The sequence below is a fragment of the Streptomyces sp. NBC_00091 genome (assembly GCF_026343185.1).
Taxonomy (GTDB): Bacteria; Actinomycetota; Actinomycetes; order Streptomycetales; family Streptomycetaceae; genus Streptomyces.
The window spans coordinates 4,395,652-4,409,178 of sequence record NZ_JAPEMA010000001.1 but is presented as its reverse complement, the minus strand read 5'-3'; the positions used below and the strand labels follow the sequence as shown (position 1 = coordinate 4,409,178).

The following is a 13,527-nucleotide window of genomic DNA, read 5'->3' as shown; positions in this document are numbered from 1 at the left end:
TGGGGGTTTCCCGTCAGTCCCATCGTCCTTCCGGTTCGGGCCGGCCTGTCAAGGGCGCTCCCTTCGGTCGCGTCACTGCGTGATCGCCTTCGGCGACCCTTGACAGGCCGTCCCGCCCCGGAAAGACAAGGACTGCCGGGAAACCCCCAAAAGAACGGCACGGTCCAAGGGGAAGGGACGGCCCCGTCAGCGAAGAGGCGAGGGGCTTCCCGTTGCCACGCCGGGCATCCGGGCATGTCCAGCCCTGCCCCAGAGCCGGGGGCCCGGGCGCGACAGACCGCTACGCGCTTCTCCCGTCTCAGCGGCCGACGGCCGTCTTGGGCTGATACCTGCACCACATGTCGATCAGGAGCCCATTCGGCAGCGGTAGGCGCATCAGATCGCTACGCGCTCCTCGGATCTCGGCGGCCGCGGCACGTCTGTGGCCTTGCCTCTCAGGGGCTGATGAGACAGCTGGTGAAGCCGTCGCGGACGAGGGACTCGTATGCGGCGTGCACGTCCTCCGGTACGTCCTGGTCAATGGCGAAGCCTTGCTTCGGATACTCGATCACCCGTTGCAGGTCGCCGACGATCATGCTGATCACGGATTCCTCGTCGCCCATGCATTTGAGGTAGGTGTCGAAGGACAACGGGTCGGAAGCGCACACTACTTCGATGTCAGGCCACTGCTCGCGGCAGGTGGCGAAGGCCCGTCGCTCCATGTACGGCATGCTGATCAGCAGCACGGAGCGGGGCTGGACCCCGGAGGCGGTGAGCGCCTCACGCGCGAACGCGATGTTCTGCCCGGTGTTGGCGGCCTTCGGCTCCAGCAGCATCGCGTGGGCGGGTACGCCGAGCGCGAGGGCGTGTTCGTGGAAGTGCACGGCTTCGCCACGGGGGAACACGCTGCTGGTGGCCGCGCTGTTGCCGCCGGTGAACACGAGGGTGGGGAAGAACCCGGTCTCGTACAGGTGGGCGGCGTAGGTGCTGACGCCGAGGTCGTTGCAGCCCAAAGCAATGGCCGCGTCGCACGGGCGGAGTTCGTGACGCATGTGGTGGTAGTCCCAGATCAGCTGGGCGGCCTGCCGCTGATCCTCGGTGATTCCCTGCGGTCGTTCGTCTGCCACTCGCTGCTCCCTGGTCGGTGGTGTAGGGGTTTGAAGGCTCCCTCGCACGTCCGTCTGATGGACTCGATGCTACGTAGTTGATGTCCGAGGTCGGACTGTGCGGCGATCTGTGCGGCTTCGTCGAGAAGGCGGAGCCCGTCGTCACGGGTGGCGGGATCGGTGCGCAAGATGTGGGCTTGAGCGGTGGTGAGCTGTACCCGTTGCATCGGGGACCGCACGGTGCCCGTGCTACAAGCGACGTCCAAGAACCGGAATGCCGCGGTGAGGTCTCCGGCGTCGCGGCGGGCGAGGGCGAGTTTTTGGTGGGCCACCGACCAGTCGTCGGGTTCGGCGAGGTTCTCGAAGTCACGAGTCGCGGCTGTCATGACACGCGTCGCGTAGTCGTGCTGACCGTCCTTGCTCAGCGCGGTTCCCACCCACAAGCGGGCACTCGCACGGTCGCGAGGAGAAAGCCGGTCGTCGACGGCCAGGGTTTCGTAGGCGCGAGCAGCGGCCTCCAGCTTGCCGGACATCTCCATGACGACCGCGAGGGACAGGTCGATCTGGGCTACACGGCGGGGGACGCCGAGGTGTGTGAAGACGGTGCGCGCACCGACATAGGAGTGCTGGGCGGACCGCAGTCCGACGGGAGTTCCCCGGTATCGCTTGAGGTCGCCGAGCAAGGTGGTCGAGCGGGCGAACAGATACAGGCCCTTCTCGTCCAGCTCGGCGGTCTTGAAGCGGCTCAGCCACCTGCTGAGCAGGCTATCGGCGAACGTGAAATCCTGCTGAGAGAGGGCCACCATGACCCGGTCCAGGTCATCGGCCCAGGATTCGTACTCCCAGGCCAGCGGACCTGTGGGTGTCACCCGTCGGCCTGCGGTTTCCGTCCCGGGGCGTCCGGCCTCGGACAGGAACGTCTCGAACCGCAGATGGGCGGCCGCATCCGCACGGGCCAAAGCTGTGTCGAGGATCGCCTGGGTGTCCGGACGGGGCTCGGTCAACGCCTGGAGCTTCTCCCATTTGGAGATCGTCCGCACGCCGACACCGAGGTGTTCGGCAAACGCTCGGACGCTCAGCCGCAGAGCCAGCCGAAGTGCTTTGGCCTCCAGCCCGGTCCAGTGGTGCACGGTCGCCACGCGTCGCTCCCTTCCCACCGCCATCGAAGCACGCCAGACCGACGAGGGGGGACACAAGTGCAGCGGAAGTGCAACAAGCGGTCATTCCCGCACGGTTGGGACAAGTCCAGGCTGAGGGGTGACATCACCTACCTCTGGAGGAGTTGACCCGTGACCGACCGCATCACGCACAGCTGCATCTGCGAGATGCTGGGCATCGAGACCGCGAACGTGCCCGTCGAGAGGGTGGCAGCCAGGTTCGAGCCCAGCACCGGCCTGCTCGACCGTGCTCAGGCCGGCTGGGAGCGCTTCCTTGACACCTTCGAGGGGGCATCCAATGAGTGAGCAGTACGAGTACGTCCCCCACCGCCTCCTCCGCCGCCGCGTCCGCGACATTGCCTCCGGTGTTGAGGGCGAGCTGATGGCCGTGATCAACGAGAACGTCTCGGACACCGCCCTGGAGCACTGGATGGAGCTCGCCTACATCCGTGGCGCGTCCGGCCGCGAATTCACCACTGCCGTCGCCAACGTCGAACCTGCCAACGACCAGCCCAGGACGGCCGCCGGTCGCTGAGATCAGAGAAGCGCGTAGCGATCTCACGCGCCCGTCGGCTTCCCACAGCACTCTGATCAACATGTGGTGCAGGTATCAGCCCAAGACGGTCGTCGGACGCCGAGATCTGAGGAGCGCGTAGCGATCTGCTGCGCCTGGGTGCTTTGTAGGGGGCTCTGGTCAGCATTTGGCGCAGCTAGTCGAGCCCCCGACCCTGGACCCGGCCCCTGAGGGCCCGGATGCCTGGCGGGCCGGCCCCCGGCCCCTCGCCTCATCCCTGACGGACCTGTCCCTTCCCCTTGGACCGTGCCGTTTCTTTGGGGGTTTCCCGGCAGTCTTTCGTTTTTCCGGGGCGGGACGGTCTGTCAAGGGTCGCCGAAGGCGATCACGAAGTGACGCGACGAAGGAGCGCCCTTGACTGGCCGGCACGTCGCGGAAGGACGATGGGACTGACGGGAAGCCCCCGCCCCTCCCTGAGACCGGCCGAGGGGATCCGGCTACCCGGCCACCCACCCGCAGACGGGGGCGGGTGGGCAAACACCGACCGGGCCCGGCACCTCGAGGGGGAGATGGCGGGCCCGGAGCGTGGTCAGCCCGCCGGGAGGCGGAGGGTGGCCAGGACCGGGAGGTGGTCGGTGGCCGAGCGGAGGTCGGGCGCCGTGACCCCCGGAAGCCCCGCAGGGACTCCGCAGGCCAGGACCTCCACCCCCCGCGAGGCGAACACCGCGTCGATGCGGCGGCTTGGCGCGGACGCCGGGAAGGTGTCGCCGCCGCCCCACGGGGACACCGTCCAGCAGTCCTGGAGGGACTCCGACAGCCGGCCGAAGGCCGGACCGCCCGGGGCCTCGTTGACATCGGCGGCGGCGATCGCGTGCGGCGCCCCCAGCGCGGCCACCCGGTCGAGGAGGAGGTCCGCCTGGGCCCGCCGCTCCCCCGGGTCCAGCGACAGGTGCGCGCTGACCACCCCGACCCGGGCCGCCCCGAAGCGGACCACGGCCGTCGCGAAGCCCCGGCGGTGCCGTCCGGGGGTGAGCGGGAGCAGGACGTCCTCGGTCCGCTCCACGAAGGCCCGTAGCGAGCACAGCAGCAGCGGCCCGGCCGCCGTCGCTCCCCCGCTCAGCACCACGAGGTCGGTCTTGGCGGCCAGCCTGGCCGCGTGTTTGCGCCAGCGGAAGAACCGCGGCGCCTCCTGGACGAAGACCAGGTCGGGCGCGCAGGCCCGGATGACGCGGGCCAGCGCCTCCTCGTCGTCGCGCAGCGAGCGGATGTTGTAGCTGAGGGCCCGGATCACGGCTGAACCGTCGGGCTCGGTCACAGACTTCGGCAGCATGTGAGGCAACATACGCAGCTGCCCGCCGCTCCCACAGGGGGCACGGCGGGCAGTCGAGGCACGAAGAGGGGCTCAGCCCTGACGGGCCAGGTCCGCCGCGCCGACGAGCCCGGCCTTGCCGCCGAGCTGCGCGGCCAGCACCTGCGCGTGCGGGCGCCACGCGCCGCCGACCAGCCAGCGCTTGAAGGACTTGCGGATCGGGTCGAGGACGAGGTCGCCCTCGTCGGAGACCCCGCCGCCGACGATGAACGCCGACGGGTCGAAGAGCGAGGCCAGGTCGGCCAGGCCGGCGCCGGCCCAGCGGGCCAGCTCGCGGAAGGCGTCGACGGCCACCAGGTCACCGGCGCGGGCGGCCTCGCTGATGTGCTTGCCCTCGATGCCGTCGGGGGTGCCGTCGCCGAGCGCGAGCAGGATCGCCGCGTTCTCGGGGGTGGCGTTGGCGCGCTGCTTCGCGTACCGGACGAGCGCGCGCCCGGAGGCGTACTGCTCCCAGCAGCCCTGGCTGCCGCAGCCGCACAGCAGGCCGTCGGGGACGACCCGGATGTGGCCGAACTCGGCGGCGACGCCGAAGCGTCCGCGCCGCAGCTTGTTGCCGATGATGATGCCGCCGCCCAGGCCCGTGCCGAGCGTGATGCAGATGACGTCCTCGTGGCCCTGGCCTGCGCCGAAGCGGTACTCGCCCCAGGCCGCGCAGTTCGCGTCGTTCTCGACGACGACCGGCAGGCCGATGCGCTGCTCGACCTTGTCCTTCAGCGGCTCGTGCCGCCAGTTGATGTTCGGCGCGAAGAGCACCGTCGCACGCTTGTCGTCCACGTATCCGGCGGCGCCGATGCCGACGGCGTCGATGGTGTGGCTGCTGCTGACCTCGGAGACGGCGGCACAGATGGCCTCCGTCACGCCGTCCGCGGTCGGCGGGGTGGGCACCTTGTACGTCTCAAGGATGGTGCCCTCTTCGTCGACCACGCCGGCCGCGATCTTCGTGCCGCCGATGTCGACGCCGATGGTGAGTCCCATTAGTCCCTCGGTTTCCGGTCAAACCCCGCCACGGCCCACCGTACCCGAGGCCGGCGGAGGATCAGTCGAGATCGATCCGCTCGGCCGGGCCCTCACCGGGGCCTTCGTCGCCGCCGTCGGCGGGCTTGCGGGGCGCGGGGGGCTCGTCCCGGGTCCAGCGGCGCTCGTGGCCCTCGACGGCCGAGCGGTAGGCGGCGAGGAGTTCGGAACCGGCCGCGGCGAGGTGGCCGAAGACCTCCGGGTTGCGCTCGACGACGGGCTTCGCGGCGGTCTTGGCCTGGTTGACGAACTGGCGTACGGCGTCCTGGGCCGCGGCGCCGAGGAGCGGGTTGTTCAGCGAGGAGACCTTGTCGGCGACGGCTTCGAAGAGCTTGAACAGCTCCTCGGCGGCGGTTCCCGTGCCCGGGCCGCCGCCCTGCTGCGACCTGTGGCGTTCCTTCTCGGCGGCGAGGTCCTCGGCGCAGGCCTGCGCCCAGGCGTCGTCGTCGGTGGGGCGGTCGGTGGCCTCGCTCATGGCGGACTCTCCTGGCGGCAGCTGCGGTAGGTCTACCTCCGACGTTACCCGAACGGCGGTACGGGTCTCAGCGCTCCCGGGGCCACAGTCGCGGGTCCGGGGTGAAGCGGACGCGGAGCACTCCCTCGGCGAGGGCGGCGCCGGAGACGGTGCAGCGGCGCAGGGCCGAGGGGAGCGGAACGATCCTGCGGTGCGGGCCCACCGCGACCAGCAGCTCGTCGCCGCGCCGGATCAGGTCGAGCTCGGCCTTGCGGGCGCCGGGCAGCGGGATCGCCCAGACGAGCACCCCGTCGGCGGCGAGCCGGTCCTCGACGGTCCAGCCGGGGCCCGGCCGGGTGGGCGGCGCGGGGGCGATGCCGGGGGCGGAGCCGAGGACCTCCAGGTCGTCGGGGTCCTGCGGGTCCCGGCCGAGGTGCACCAGCCCGTGGACGGGGAGGTCCTCGCCCCACTCGGCCAGGAACTTCCCCTGCTGGGCGGCGATCCCCGCCGCCCAGGGGTCGGCGGCCGCGGAGCCCGGCGGCACGAGCCGGTTGGCGACCAGGGCCTCGACGCGCAGCTCGTGCAGGGCGAGCCCGAGCACCCCGGTGCGCAGGGCGGTGCCGGCGGCGGGGCCGGGCTCGGCGACCAGGCGGACCCGGGTGGTGGGGGCCTCGACGACGGCCTGGACGGCGGCCAGCTCCTCGTCCCAGCGCGCGGCGGTCTCGTACAGCCACTGGGCCGGCATCGGGACCCCGGCGAGCTGGGCCAGTACGGGGCGCAGCGCGCGGGCCGCCTGGCGCTCCGCGGGCAGCAGCCGGGCCAGGTAGCGGCGCAGCTGGGCGGGGAGGGCGAGGGTGGCCACGGCCTGGTGCAGCGGGGGCATGTCCACGACGACGAGGTCGGTGGCGGGTGCGGCGGCGGCCCGGCGCAGGGCTCGGAGCAGGGCGAACTGTTCGGCGCCTGGCAGCTCGGTGAGTTCCTCGGCGCCGAGGGGGCGGCCGCCGAGCATCCCGATGAGGGAGGCGCCGCGTTCCTGGAGGGCGGCGAGTTCGGTACGGAACTCCTCGCCGGAGTCGATGCGGGCGAGGCGGAGCCGGGGGTCGGGGCTGCCGGCGCCCTCCCCGAAGGGGGCGTCGGCGGACAGCAGCAGCACCCGCTGCCCGTCCCGGGCCGCGGCGAGCGCGGTGGCGGCGGCGACGGTAGTGCGCCCCGCCCCTCCGGGACCGGTGACCAGCAGGGTCTGCATGCCTGTGCCTTTCGTTCCTTCTTCGACGCGGCCCTCGCACCGCTCGGCGCCGGCCCGCGGGCCGGCGCCGATGGGACCCAGGCCGTCTAGCGGGATTCGACGCGCTTCTTCAGGCCTGCCAGCGCGCGGTCGATGATGACCTTCTCCGCCTTGCGCTTGATCATGCCCAGCATCGGGATCTTGACGTCCACGGTCAGCTGGTAGGTGACCTCCGTGCGGCCGCCGTCCAGGGGGGCCAGCCGGTAGGAGCCGTCCAGCTGCCGCAGCATCTGGGACTTGTCCAGGGTCCAGCTGACCTCGTCCGCGCCCTTCCAGGTGTACGCCAGGGTGTGGTCGTCCTTGATCGCGCCGGCGTCCAGAAGGAGGCGGACCTTCTCGGCGCGGCCCTCGGCGTCGGTGGACAGCACCTCGGCCTCCTTCACCTCGCCGGTCCACTCGGGGTAGCGGGCGAAGTCGGCGATCACGGCCATGACGTCGGCCGGCGCCGCCTCGATCGTGATGCTCGAGCTGGTGTGTTCCGCCATCGCGGTCGCTCCTCCGTGCGGGTACCTCCCAGCGGTGGCTGGGGGAGAGTTTTCGAGGAAGTGTGCGGCCTGCGCCGCCGCGTGCAGGCTACCGTGCGTGTGGAGGTCACCACTCCAGGGCCCAGGGCCTTCCGGTGGCGGCGAAGTGCCCGACGTTCACGCACTCGGTGCCGCCGATCCGGGCCCGTCGCGCCAGCGGCTGGTGGACGTGCCCGAAGAGCGCGTACCGCGGCCGGGTCCGGCGGATCGCGGCCAGCAGGGCCTCGCTCCCCCGCTCGAAGCGGCGCGCGACCGTGTCGTAGCAGAGCTCGGGGACCTCCGGCGGGATGTGCGAGCACAGCACGTCCACCTCGCCCAGGGCCTCCACCTTCGCGGCGTACTCGTCCTCGTCGACCTCGTACGGCGTGCGCATCGGCGACGGCAGGCCGCCGCCGACGAAGCCGAAGACCCGGCCGCCGATCTCCACGCGCTGCCCGTCGAGCACGGTGGTGCCGGGTCCGGCGTACTCCTGCCACAGTCCGGGGATGTCGACGTTGCCGTACGTCGCGTACGTCGGGCTGGGGAAGGCGGCGAACATCTGCGCGTACTGGCGGCGCACCGCGTCCTCGATCAGCCGCTCCCTGTCGAGCCCGTCCCACAGCCTGCGGCCGAATTCGCGTGCTTCGGCGAAGCGCCGGGCCGTTCGCAGTTCGACGATGTGGTCGGCGTTCTCGACGCCGAAGAGGTCGGGGAAGATGCCGCGCGAGTGGTCGGCGTAGTCGAGGAAGAGCACCAGGTCACCGAGGCAGACGAGCGCGTCGGCGCCGTCGCCGGCCCGCGCGAGCGCCTCGGTGTTGCCGTGTACGTCGCTGACGACGTGGACCCGCGTACGACTCTTCCTGCCACCCATGACGCTCACCCTAGGGGGGCCCGGGTCCGGCAGGGTAGAGGGAGGGTCGTAGGCGGCCGGACCTGCGGTTACTTCCGAGTCGCGAACACGGTCGACTACTGTCGGCAGCGTATTGGCAGGTCTTGCGGCGCATCACGATGTACAGAATGTGACGCACGGAACATCTGGCCGGTTCCCTCTATCCGGAACCCACTACCGGTGGGTAACGTCCGGTCGGTCCACACGGTGGCGATGGCGCCCAGAGGAGCAGCAGTCTTGCGCGAGTTCAGCCTTCCGGCCCTGTACGAGGTCCCGTCGGACGGGAACCTGACGGATCTCATCCGCCGCAATGCCGCCCAGCATCCCGACACCGCCGTCATCAGCCGCAAGGTCGACGGCCGGTGGCAGGACGTGACCGCGACGCAGTTCCTCGCCGAGGTGCGGGCCGCCGCCAAGGGCCTGATGGCGGCGGGCATCGAGCCCGGCGACCGGGTCGCCCTGATCTCCCGTACCCGCTACGAGTGGGTGCTGTTCGACTTCGCGATCTGGACCGCGGGCGCGGTCACCGTCCCCGTGTACGAGACCAGCTCCCCGGAGCAGGTCCAGTGGATCCTCGGGGACTCCGGCGCCGTCGCGGTCATCGCGGAGAGCCCCGCGCACAGCGCGACCGTGGCCTCCCTGCGCGACCGGCTGCCGGAGCTGCGCGAGGTCTGGGAGATCGACCAGGACGCCCTGGCCACCCTGAAGGCGGCCGGCGCCGAGGTCACCGACGCCGAGGTGGACGCGCGCAGCGCCCTCGCCGTCGCCGACGACCCGGCCACGATCGTCTACACCTCGGGCACCACCGGCCGCCCCAAGGGCTGTGTGCTGACCCACCGCAACTTCTTCGCCGAGTGCGGCAACGTCGTGGAGCGCCTCAGCCCGCTCTTCCGCACCGGCGAGTGCTCCGTCCTGCTCTTCCTCCCGGCCGCGCACGTCTTCGGCCGCCTGGTGGAGGTGGCCGCCGTGCTGGCGCCGATCCGGCTGGGCTGCGTACCGGACATCAAGAACCTCACCGACGAGCTGCAGTCCTTCAAGCCCACGCTGATCCTCGGCGTGCCGCGCGTCTTCGAGAAGGTCTACAACTCGGCCCGGGCCAAGGCCCAGGCCGACGGCAAGGGCAAGATCTTCGACGCGGCCGCCGAGACGGCGATCGCGTACAGCCGCGCGCTGGACACGCCCTCGGGCCCGTCCTTCGGCCTGAAGCTCAAGCACAAGCTGTTCACCAAGCTGGTCTACTCCAAGCTGCACGCGGTCCTCGGCGGGCGCGGCGAGTACGCGATCTCCGGCGGCGCCCCGCTGGGCGAGCGGCTCGGCCACTTCTTCCGCGGCATCGGCTTCACGGTGCTGGAGGGCTACGGCCTGACGGAGACCTGCGCGGCCACCGCCTTCCTCCCCTGGGACAAGCAGAAGATCGGTACGGTCGGCCAGCCGCTGCCCGGCTCCGTGGTGCGCATCGCGGACGACGGCGAGGTGCTGGTGCACGGCGAGCACGTCTTCAAGGAGTACTGGAAGAACGAGGCCGCGACGGCCGAGGCCATGACCGACGGCTGGTTCCACACCGGCGACGTCGGCACCCTCGACGAGGACGGCTACCTCAAGATCACCGGCCGCAAGAAGGAACTCATCGTCACGGCGGGCGGCAAGAACGTCGCCCCCGCGGTGATCGAGGACCGGATCCGGGCGCACGCGCTGGTCGCGGAGTGCATGGTGGTCGGCGACGGGCGGCCGTTCGTGGCCGCGCTGGTCACCGTCGACGAGGAGTTCCTCGGCCGGTGGGCCGCGGAGAACGGCAAGCCGGCCGGGGTGACGGCGGCGGAGCTGCGCGAGGACGCGGAGCTGATCGCCGCCGTCCAGAAGGCCGTCGACGACGGCAACGCGGCGGTGTCCAAGGCGGAATCGGTGCGGAAGTTCCGGATCCTGGGCTCCCAGTTCACGGAGGAGTCCGGCCACATCACGCCGTCGCTGAAGCTCAAGCGCAATGTGGTGGCGAAGGACTTCGCGGACGAGATCGACGCCCTGTACCGGGGCTGACAGCCCTCCCTAGGGCTGGGCCAGGATCCGCTCCATGTTCCGCTCGGCGAGTGCCGTGATCGTCACGAACGGGTTCACGCCGAGCGAGCCGGGGACCAGTGACCCGTCGAGCACGTACAGCCCCTGGTAGCCCTTCACCCGCCCGTAGGCGTCGGTGGCCTCGCCGAGGACGCAGCCGCCGAGCGGGTGGTAGGTGAAGTTGTCGGCGAAGGCCTTGTTGTCGCCGAAGAGGTCGTGCCGGTAGACGGTGACGTTCCGCCGGTTGATGCGGTCGAAGAGGTTCTTCGCCGCCTCGACCGACGGGGTGTTCTGGTCCCGGGTCCAGTTGAGCCGCGCCGAGTCGCTCGCGGCGTCGTAGCTGAAGCTGCCGCGCTCCGGGTTCCTGGTGATGGCCAGGTACATCGAGATCCAGTGCTCGATGCCCATGGGGAGCGGGGCGATCTCCGCGAAGACGGGGTTGGCCGCGTTGTCCCAGTCGTCGATGCCCAGGGCGGGCATGGTGGCCTGGTTGCAGCCGACCGTGTCCCAGAGGTGGTTGGCGCGGGCGGTCATGACGTTGCCGTTGTGGCCCCAGCCGAGCCCGACCTTCTCGCTGAGCGCGGGCAGCGTGCCGGTCTCGCGGGCGCGCAGCAGGATCTCGGTGGTGCCGAGGCTGCCCGCCCCCAGGAAGAGCTGCTCGCAGCCGAGTTCGCGGACCTGGGTGACGCGGCCGGTGAGGTCGCTGGTGCGTACGGTGAGGACGTAGCCTCCGGCCGGGTCCTGGCGTACGCCGACCACGCGCTGCATGGTCTCGATGGTGACGTTTCCGGTGCCGAGGGCGGCGGCGAGGTAGGTCTTGTCGACGCTCTTCTTGCCGTGGTTGTTGCCGTAGATGACCTCGCCCGCGAGCGCGGAGCGGGTGGCGGTGCCGGCGGCCTCGCGCTTCATGTACTCGAAGTCGTAGACGTTGGGCACGAAGGTGGTCTTCAGGCCGGTGTTGTGGGCGTGTTTGCGGGAGGTCCGGGCGAAGCGGTACCACTCCGTGGACTCGAACCAGTCGGGGTCGATGCCGTTGACGCCGAGCATGGCGCGGGCGCGGGGGAAGTAGGTGCCGTACATCTCCTCGGCGTCGACGCCCGGGAACACCTCGGAGAAGTAGGAGCGTCTGGGGGTCGGCGCCATGCCGCCGTTGACGAGGGAGCCGCCGCCCACCCCCCGCCCCACGTACACGGACATGTCCCCGTAGTTCACGCGGTCGAGGACGCCGGGGTACGGGCTGATGTCGCGGTTGACCACGTCCAGCCAGAGGAACTGGGCGAGGGGGGCCTCGGTGCGGTTGCGGAACCACATGGAGCGGTGGTCGGGCGCGGAGGTGGAGGGGAACACCTTGCCGTCGGGGCCGGGGGTGTCCCACAGCCGGCCCATCTCGAGGACGACGGTACGTACGCCGGCCTGCCCGAGGCGCAGCGCGGCGACGGCGGAGCCGTAGCCGGACCCGACGACGACGGCGGGCGCGTACTGCGCGGTGCCGGCCGGCGCCGCCGCCTCGGCGGAGGAGAGCCCGATGCGGGTGATGCCGAGGGCGGCGGCGGTACGGAGGGCGGCGAGGCCGAGTTGACGGCGCGTCAGGTTCGGTGTCATGGCCGCATCATGAGCGGATTCCGCTCAACCGGCCATAACTCGCACTGCCATGCATGTGAGTAACAGTCAGACATGTCTCGACCGTAGTCACTCCGTGCCGATGGGCGCCCGGTTGTACGTGAGTACGCCCGCGATCACCGGCGGTGAACGATAATCCCCCACCCCTTCACGTGCCGCTTGCGTGGCTGCCGCTGCGCGGGGCTGGCCCCTCCCCGCCCTTCCACCGTTCCCCGGGCTCTGCCCGGACCCGCGCCTCAAGCGCCGGCGGGGCTGGAAGTGCGCTGCGCGCACTCCAGACCACGCCAGGCGGAAATCCAGCCTCGCCGGCGTTTGAGGCGCGGGGTCCGGGGCAGCGCCCCGGGGAACGGGCGAAGGGCGGGGCGGGGAGTGGCCCGCGCAGCGGCTACAGCAGCGCGCGCAGGCGGGCGGCCAGGAGGTCCCAGCGCCACTTCTCCTCGACCCAGGCGCGCCCGGCGGCGCCCATGCGGTCGCGCAGTTCCGGGTCCTGGAGCAGCGCCACGACGCGGTCGGCCGCGTCCTCGGGGGCGCCGCCCCGGACCACCCAGCCGGTCTCCCCGTCCAGCACCGCGTCCGGCGCCCCGCCCGAGTCGCCCGCGACCACCGGCAGGCCCGTCGCCGAGGCCTCCAGGTACACGATCCCGAGCCCCTCGACGTCCAGCCCGCCCCGCCGGGTCCGGCACGGCATCGCGAAGACGTCGCCCGCGCCGTAGTGGGCCGGGAGTTCCTCCCACGGGACCGCGCCCGTGAAGACCACGGAGTCCGCGACCCCGGCCGAGGCGGCCAGCGCGCGCAGGTCCGCCTCGTACGGCCCGCCGCCCACGATCAGCAGCACCGCGTCCGGCACCGCCGCCAGGATCCGCGGCATCGCCTCGATCAGGGTGTCCTGCCCCTTGCGCGGCACCAGCCGCGAGACGCAGACCACCACCGGCCGCCCGGTCAGGCCGAGGCGGGCCCGGACCTCGGCGCCCCCCGACCCGGGGTGGAAGGTCTTCTCGTCCACCCCCGGCGGGAGCTGGACCATCCGCGCCGCCGCCGCCGGCGTCACCGCCGAGGCGATCCGCGAGCGCGTGTACTCCCCGAGGTAGGTCAGCGTGTCCGTGCCCTCGCCGATCCGACGCAGCAGCTGCCGCGCGGCGGGCAGTTGCGCCCAGCCGGCCTCGTGCCCGTGCGTGGTCGCGACGATCCGCCGCGCCCCCGCCCGCCGCAGCGCCGGGCCCATCAGCCCGAGCGGGGCCGCCGCCCCGAACCACACCGACTCGCAGCCGTGTTCGCGCAGCAGGGACACCGCCCGCCGCGTCACCCGGGGTGTCGGCAGCAGCATCGTCGTGCGGTCGCGCACCACCGGGAACGGCTGCTCCGCGTCGAAGGCCGCGGTGGCCTCGCGGCCCTCCGCGCCGTGCTTCCAGGTGGAGGCGTAGACGACGACCCGCTCGGGGTCCAGCCGCAGCGCCATGTTGTGCAGGAAGGCCTGGATGCCGCCCGGGCGCGGCGGGAAGTCGTTGGTCACGATCAGCGTCTTGTGCATCCCCGCCAACGTACCCGACACCAGGGGGGTGTCTTGTGGGTCAGGCCGGGCTCGCGA

General features: G+C 71.6%; 13 protein-coding genes. 3 read left to right on the top strand and 10 right to left on the bottom strand.

The genetic code is table 11. The features are described 5' to 3' along the window. Nucleotides 1-434: 434 nt before the first annotated feature. Both OOK34_RS20365 and OOK34_RS20360 read right to left on the bottom strand, forming a co-directional pair. Nucleotides 435-1,106 carry a YdcF family protein gene (locus OOK34_RS20365; RefSeq protein ID WP_267035291.1) on the bottom strand — a complete coding sequence of 224 codons (672 nt, stop codon included), beginning with the start codon at nt 1,104-1,106 and terminating at the stop codon, nt 435-437. After that, complete coding sequence (locus OOK34_RS20360; protein WP_267035290.1) at nt 1,049-2,224, bottom strand: DNA-binding transcriptional regulator; 1,176 nt, start codon at nt 2,222-2,224, stop codon at nt 1,049-1,051. The genes OOK34_RS20365 and OOK34_RS20360 overlap by 58 nt, the downstream gene beginning before the upstream one ends. A 150-nt stretch (nt 2,225-2,374) precedes the next feature. Here OOK34_RS20360 and OOK34_RS20355 point away from each other — a divergent pair, with 150 nt between their 5' ends. Together OOK34_RS20355 and OOK34_RS20350 are read left to right on the top strand one after the other, a co-directional pair. Continuing rightward, nucleotides 2,375-2,548: a hypothetical protein gene (locus tag OOK34_RS20355; protein ID WP_267035289.1), complete on the top strand. Its 174-nt coding sequence runs from the start codon at nt 2,375-2,377 to the stop codon at nt 2,546-2,548. Next, complete coding sequence (locus tag OOK34_RS20350; protein ID WP_267035288.1) at nt 2,541-2,777, top strand: hypothetical protein; 237 nt, start codon at nt 2,541-2,543, stop codon at nt 2,775-2,777. Before OOK34_RS20355 ends, OOK34_RS20350 begins: the two co-directional genes overlap by 8 nt. 568 nt (nt 2,778-3,345) lie before the next feature. Here the strand turns inward: OOK34_RS20350 and OOK34_RS20345 are convergent. The 6 genes from OOK34_RS20345 to OOK34_RS20320 all read right to left on the bottom strand — a co-directional run bounded on the left by OOK34_RS20345 (nt 3,346) and on the right by OOK34_RS20320 (nt 8,252). Beyond that, nucleotides 3,346-4,086 carry an endonuclease/exonuclease/phosphatase family protein gene (locus OOK34_RS20345; protein WP_267035287.1) on the bottom strand — a complete coding sequence of 247 codons (741 nt, stop codon included), beginning with the start codon at nt 4,084-4,086 and terminating at the stop codon, nt 3,346-3,348. Nucleotides 4,087-4,158: 72 nt separating this feature from the next. Beyond that, complete coding sequence (locus OOK34_RS20340; RefSeq protein ID WP_267035286.1) at nt 4,159-5,100, bottom strand: ROK family glucokinase; 942 nt, start codon at nt 5,098-5,100, stop codon at nt 4,159-4,161. A 61-nt stretch (nt 5,101-5,161) separates the two neighbouring features. Beyond that, complete coding sequence (locus tag OOK34_RS20335) at nt 5,162-5,614, bottom strand: DUF5304 domain-containing protein (protein ID WP_267035285.1); 453 nt, start codon at nt 5,612-5,614, stop codon at nt 5,162-5,164. A 67-nt stretch (nt 5,615-5,681) separates the two neighbouring features. Next, nucleotides 5,682-6,839, bottom strand: a complete 1,158-nt coding sequence (locus OOK34_RS20330) for an ArsA family ATPase (protein WP_267035284.1) — start codon at nt 6,837-6,839, stop codon at nt 5,682-5,684. 86 nt (nt 6,840-6,925) lie between these two features. Next, nucleotides 6,926-7,363, bottom strand: a complete 438-nt coding sequence (locus tag OOK34_RS20325) for an SRPBCC family protein (protein WP_267035283.1) — start codon at nt 7,361-7,363, stop codon at nt 6,926-6,928. Between the two features lie 106 nt (nt 7,364-7,469). Then, a complete protein-coding gene (locus OOK34_RS20320) occupies nt 7,470-8,252 on the bottom strand; it encodes a metallophosphoesterase (RefSeq protein WP_267035282.1) in 783 nt (260 codons plus the stop codon). 255 nt (nt 8,253-8,507) lie between these two features. Here OOK34_RS20320 and OOK34_RS20315 point away from each other — a divergent pair, with 255 nt between their 5' ends. Beyond that, nucleotides 8,508-10,304, top strand: coding sequence for a long-chain fatty acid--CoA ligase (locus OOK34_RS20315; protein WP_267035281.1), 1,797 nt, complete (start codon nt 8,508-8,510; stop codon nt 10,302-10,304). A gap of 9 nt (nt 10,305-10,313) precedes the next feature. Here the strand turns inward: OOK34_RS20315 and OOK34_RS20310 are convergent, their stop codons facing one another. Together OOK34_RS20310 and OOK34_RS20305 are read right to left on the bottom strand one after the other, a co-directional pair. After that, nucleotides 10,314-11,924, bottom strand: coding sequence for a GMC oxidoreductase (locus tag OOK34_RS20310; protein WP_267035280.1), 1,611 nt, complete (start codon nt 11,922-11,924; stop codon nt 10,314-10,316). Nucleotides 11,925-12,327: 403 nt separating this feature from the next. Then, complete coding sequence (locus OOK34_RS20305; protein ID WP_267035279.1) at nt 12,328-13,470, bottom strand: glycosyltransferase family 4 protein; 1,143 nt, start codon at nt 13,468-13,470, stop codon at nt 12,328-12,330. Nucleotides 13,471-13,527 lie beyond the last annotated feature (57 nt).

What these genes read in the sequence shown, in the direction of transcription:
- OOK34_RS20310 (WP_267035280.1), bottom strand. Translation starts at nt 11,924, where the DNA reads ATGACACCGAACCTGACGCGCCGTCAACTCGGCCTCGCCGCCCTCCGT.
- OOK34_RS20330 (WP_267035284.1), bottom strand. Translation starts at nt 6,839, where the DNA reads ATGCAGACCCTGCTGGTCACCGGTCCCGGAGGGGCGGGGCGCACTACC.
- OOK34_RS20305 (WP_267035279.1), bottom strand. Translation starts at nt 13,470, where the DNA reads ATGCACAAGACGCTGATCGTGACCAACGACTTCCCGCCGCGCCCGGGC.
- OOK34_RS20350 (WP_267035288.1), top strand. Translation starts at nt 2,541, where the DNA reads ATGAGTGAGCAGTACGAGTACGTCCCCCACCGCCTCCTCCGCCGCCGC.
- OOK34_RS20340 (WP_267035286.1), bottom strand. Translation starts at nt 5,100, where the DNA reads ATGGGACTCACCATCGGCGTCGACATCGGCGGCACGAAGATCGCGGCC.
- OOK34_RS20325 (WP_267035283.1), bottom strand. Translation starts at nt 7,363, where the DNA reads ATGGCGGAACACACCAGCTCGAGCATCACGATCGAGGCGGCGCCGGCC.
- OOK34_RS20335 (WP_267035285.1), bottom strand. Translation starts at nt 5,614, where the DNA reads ATGAGCGAGGCCACCGACCGCCCCACCGACGACGACGCCTGGGCGCAG.
- OOK34_RS20320 (WP_267035282.1), bottom strand. Translation starts at nt 8,252, where the DNA reads ATGGGTGGCAGGAAGAGTCGTACGCGGGTCCACGTCGTCAGCGACGTA.
- OOK34_RS20345 (WP_267035287.1), bottom strand. Translation starts at nt 4,086, where the DNA reads ATGCTGCCGAAGTCTGTGACCGAGCCCGACGGTTCAGCCGTGATCCGG.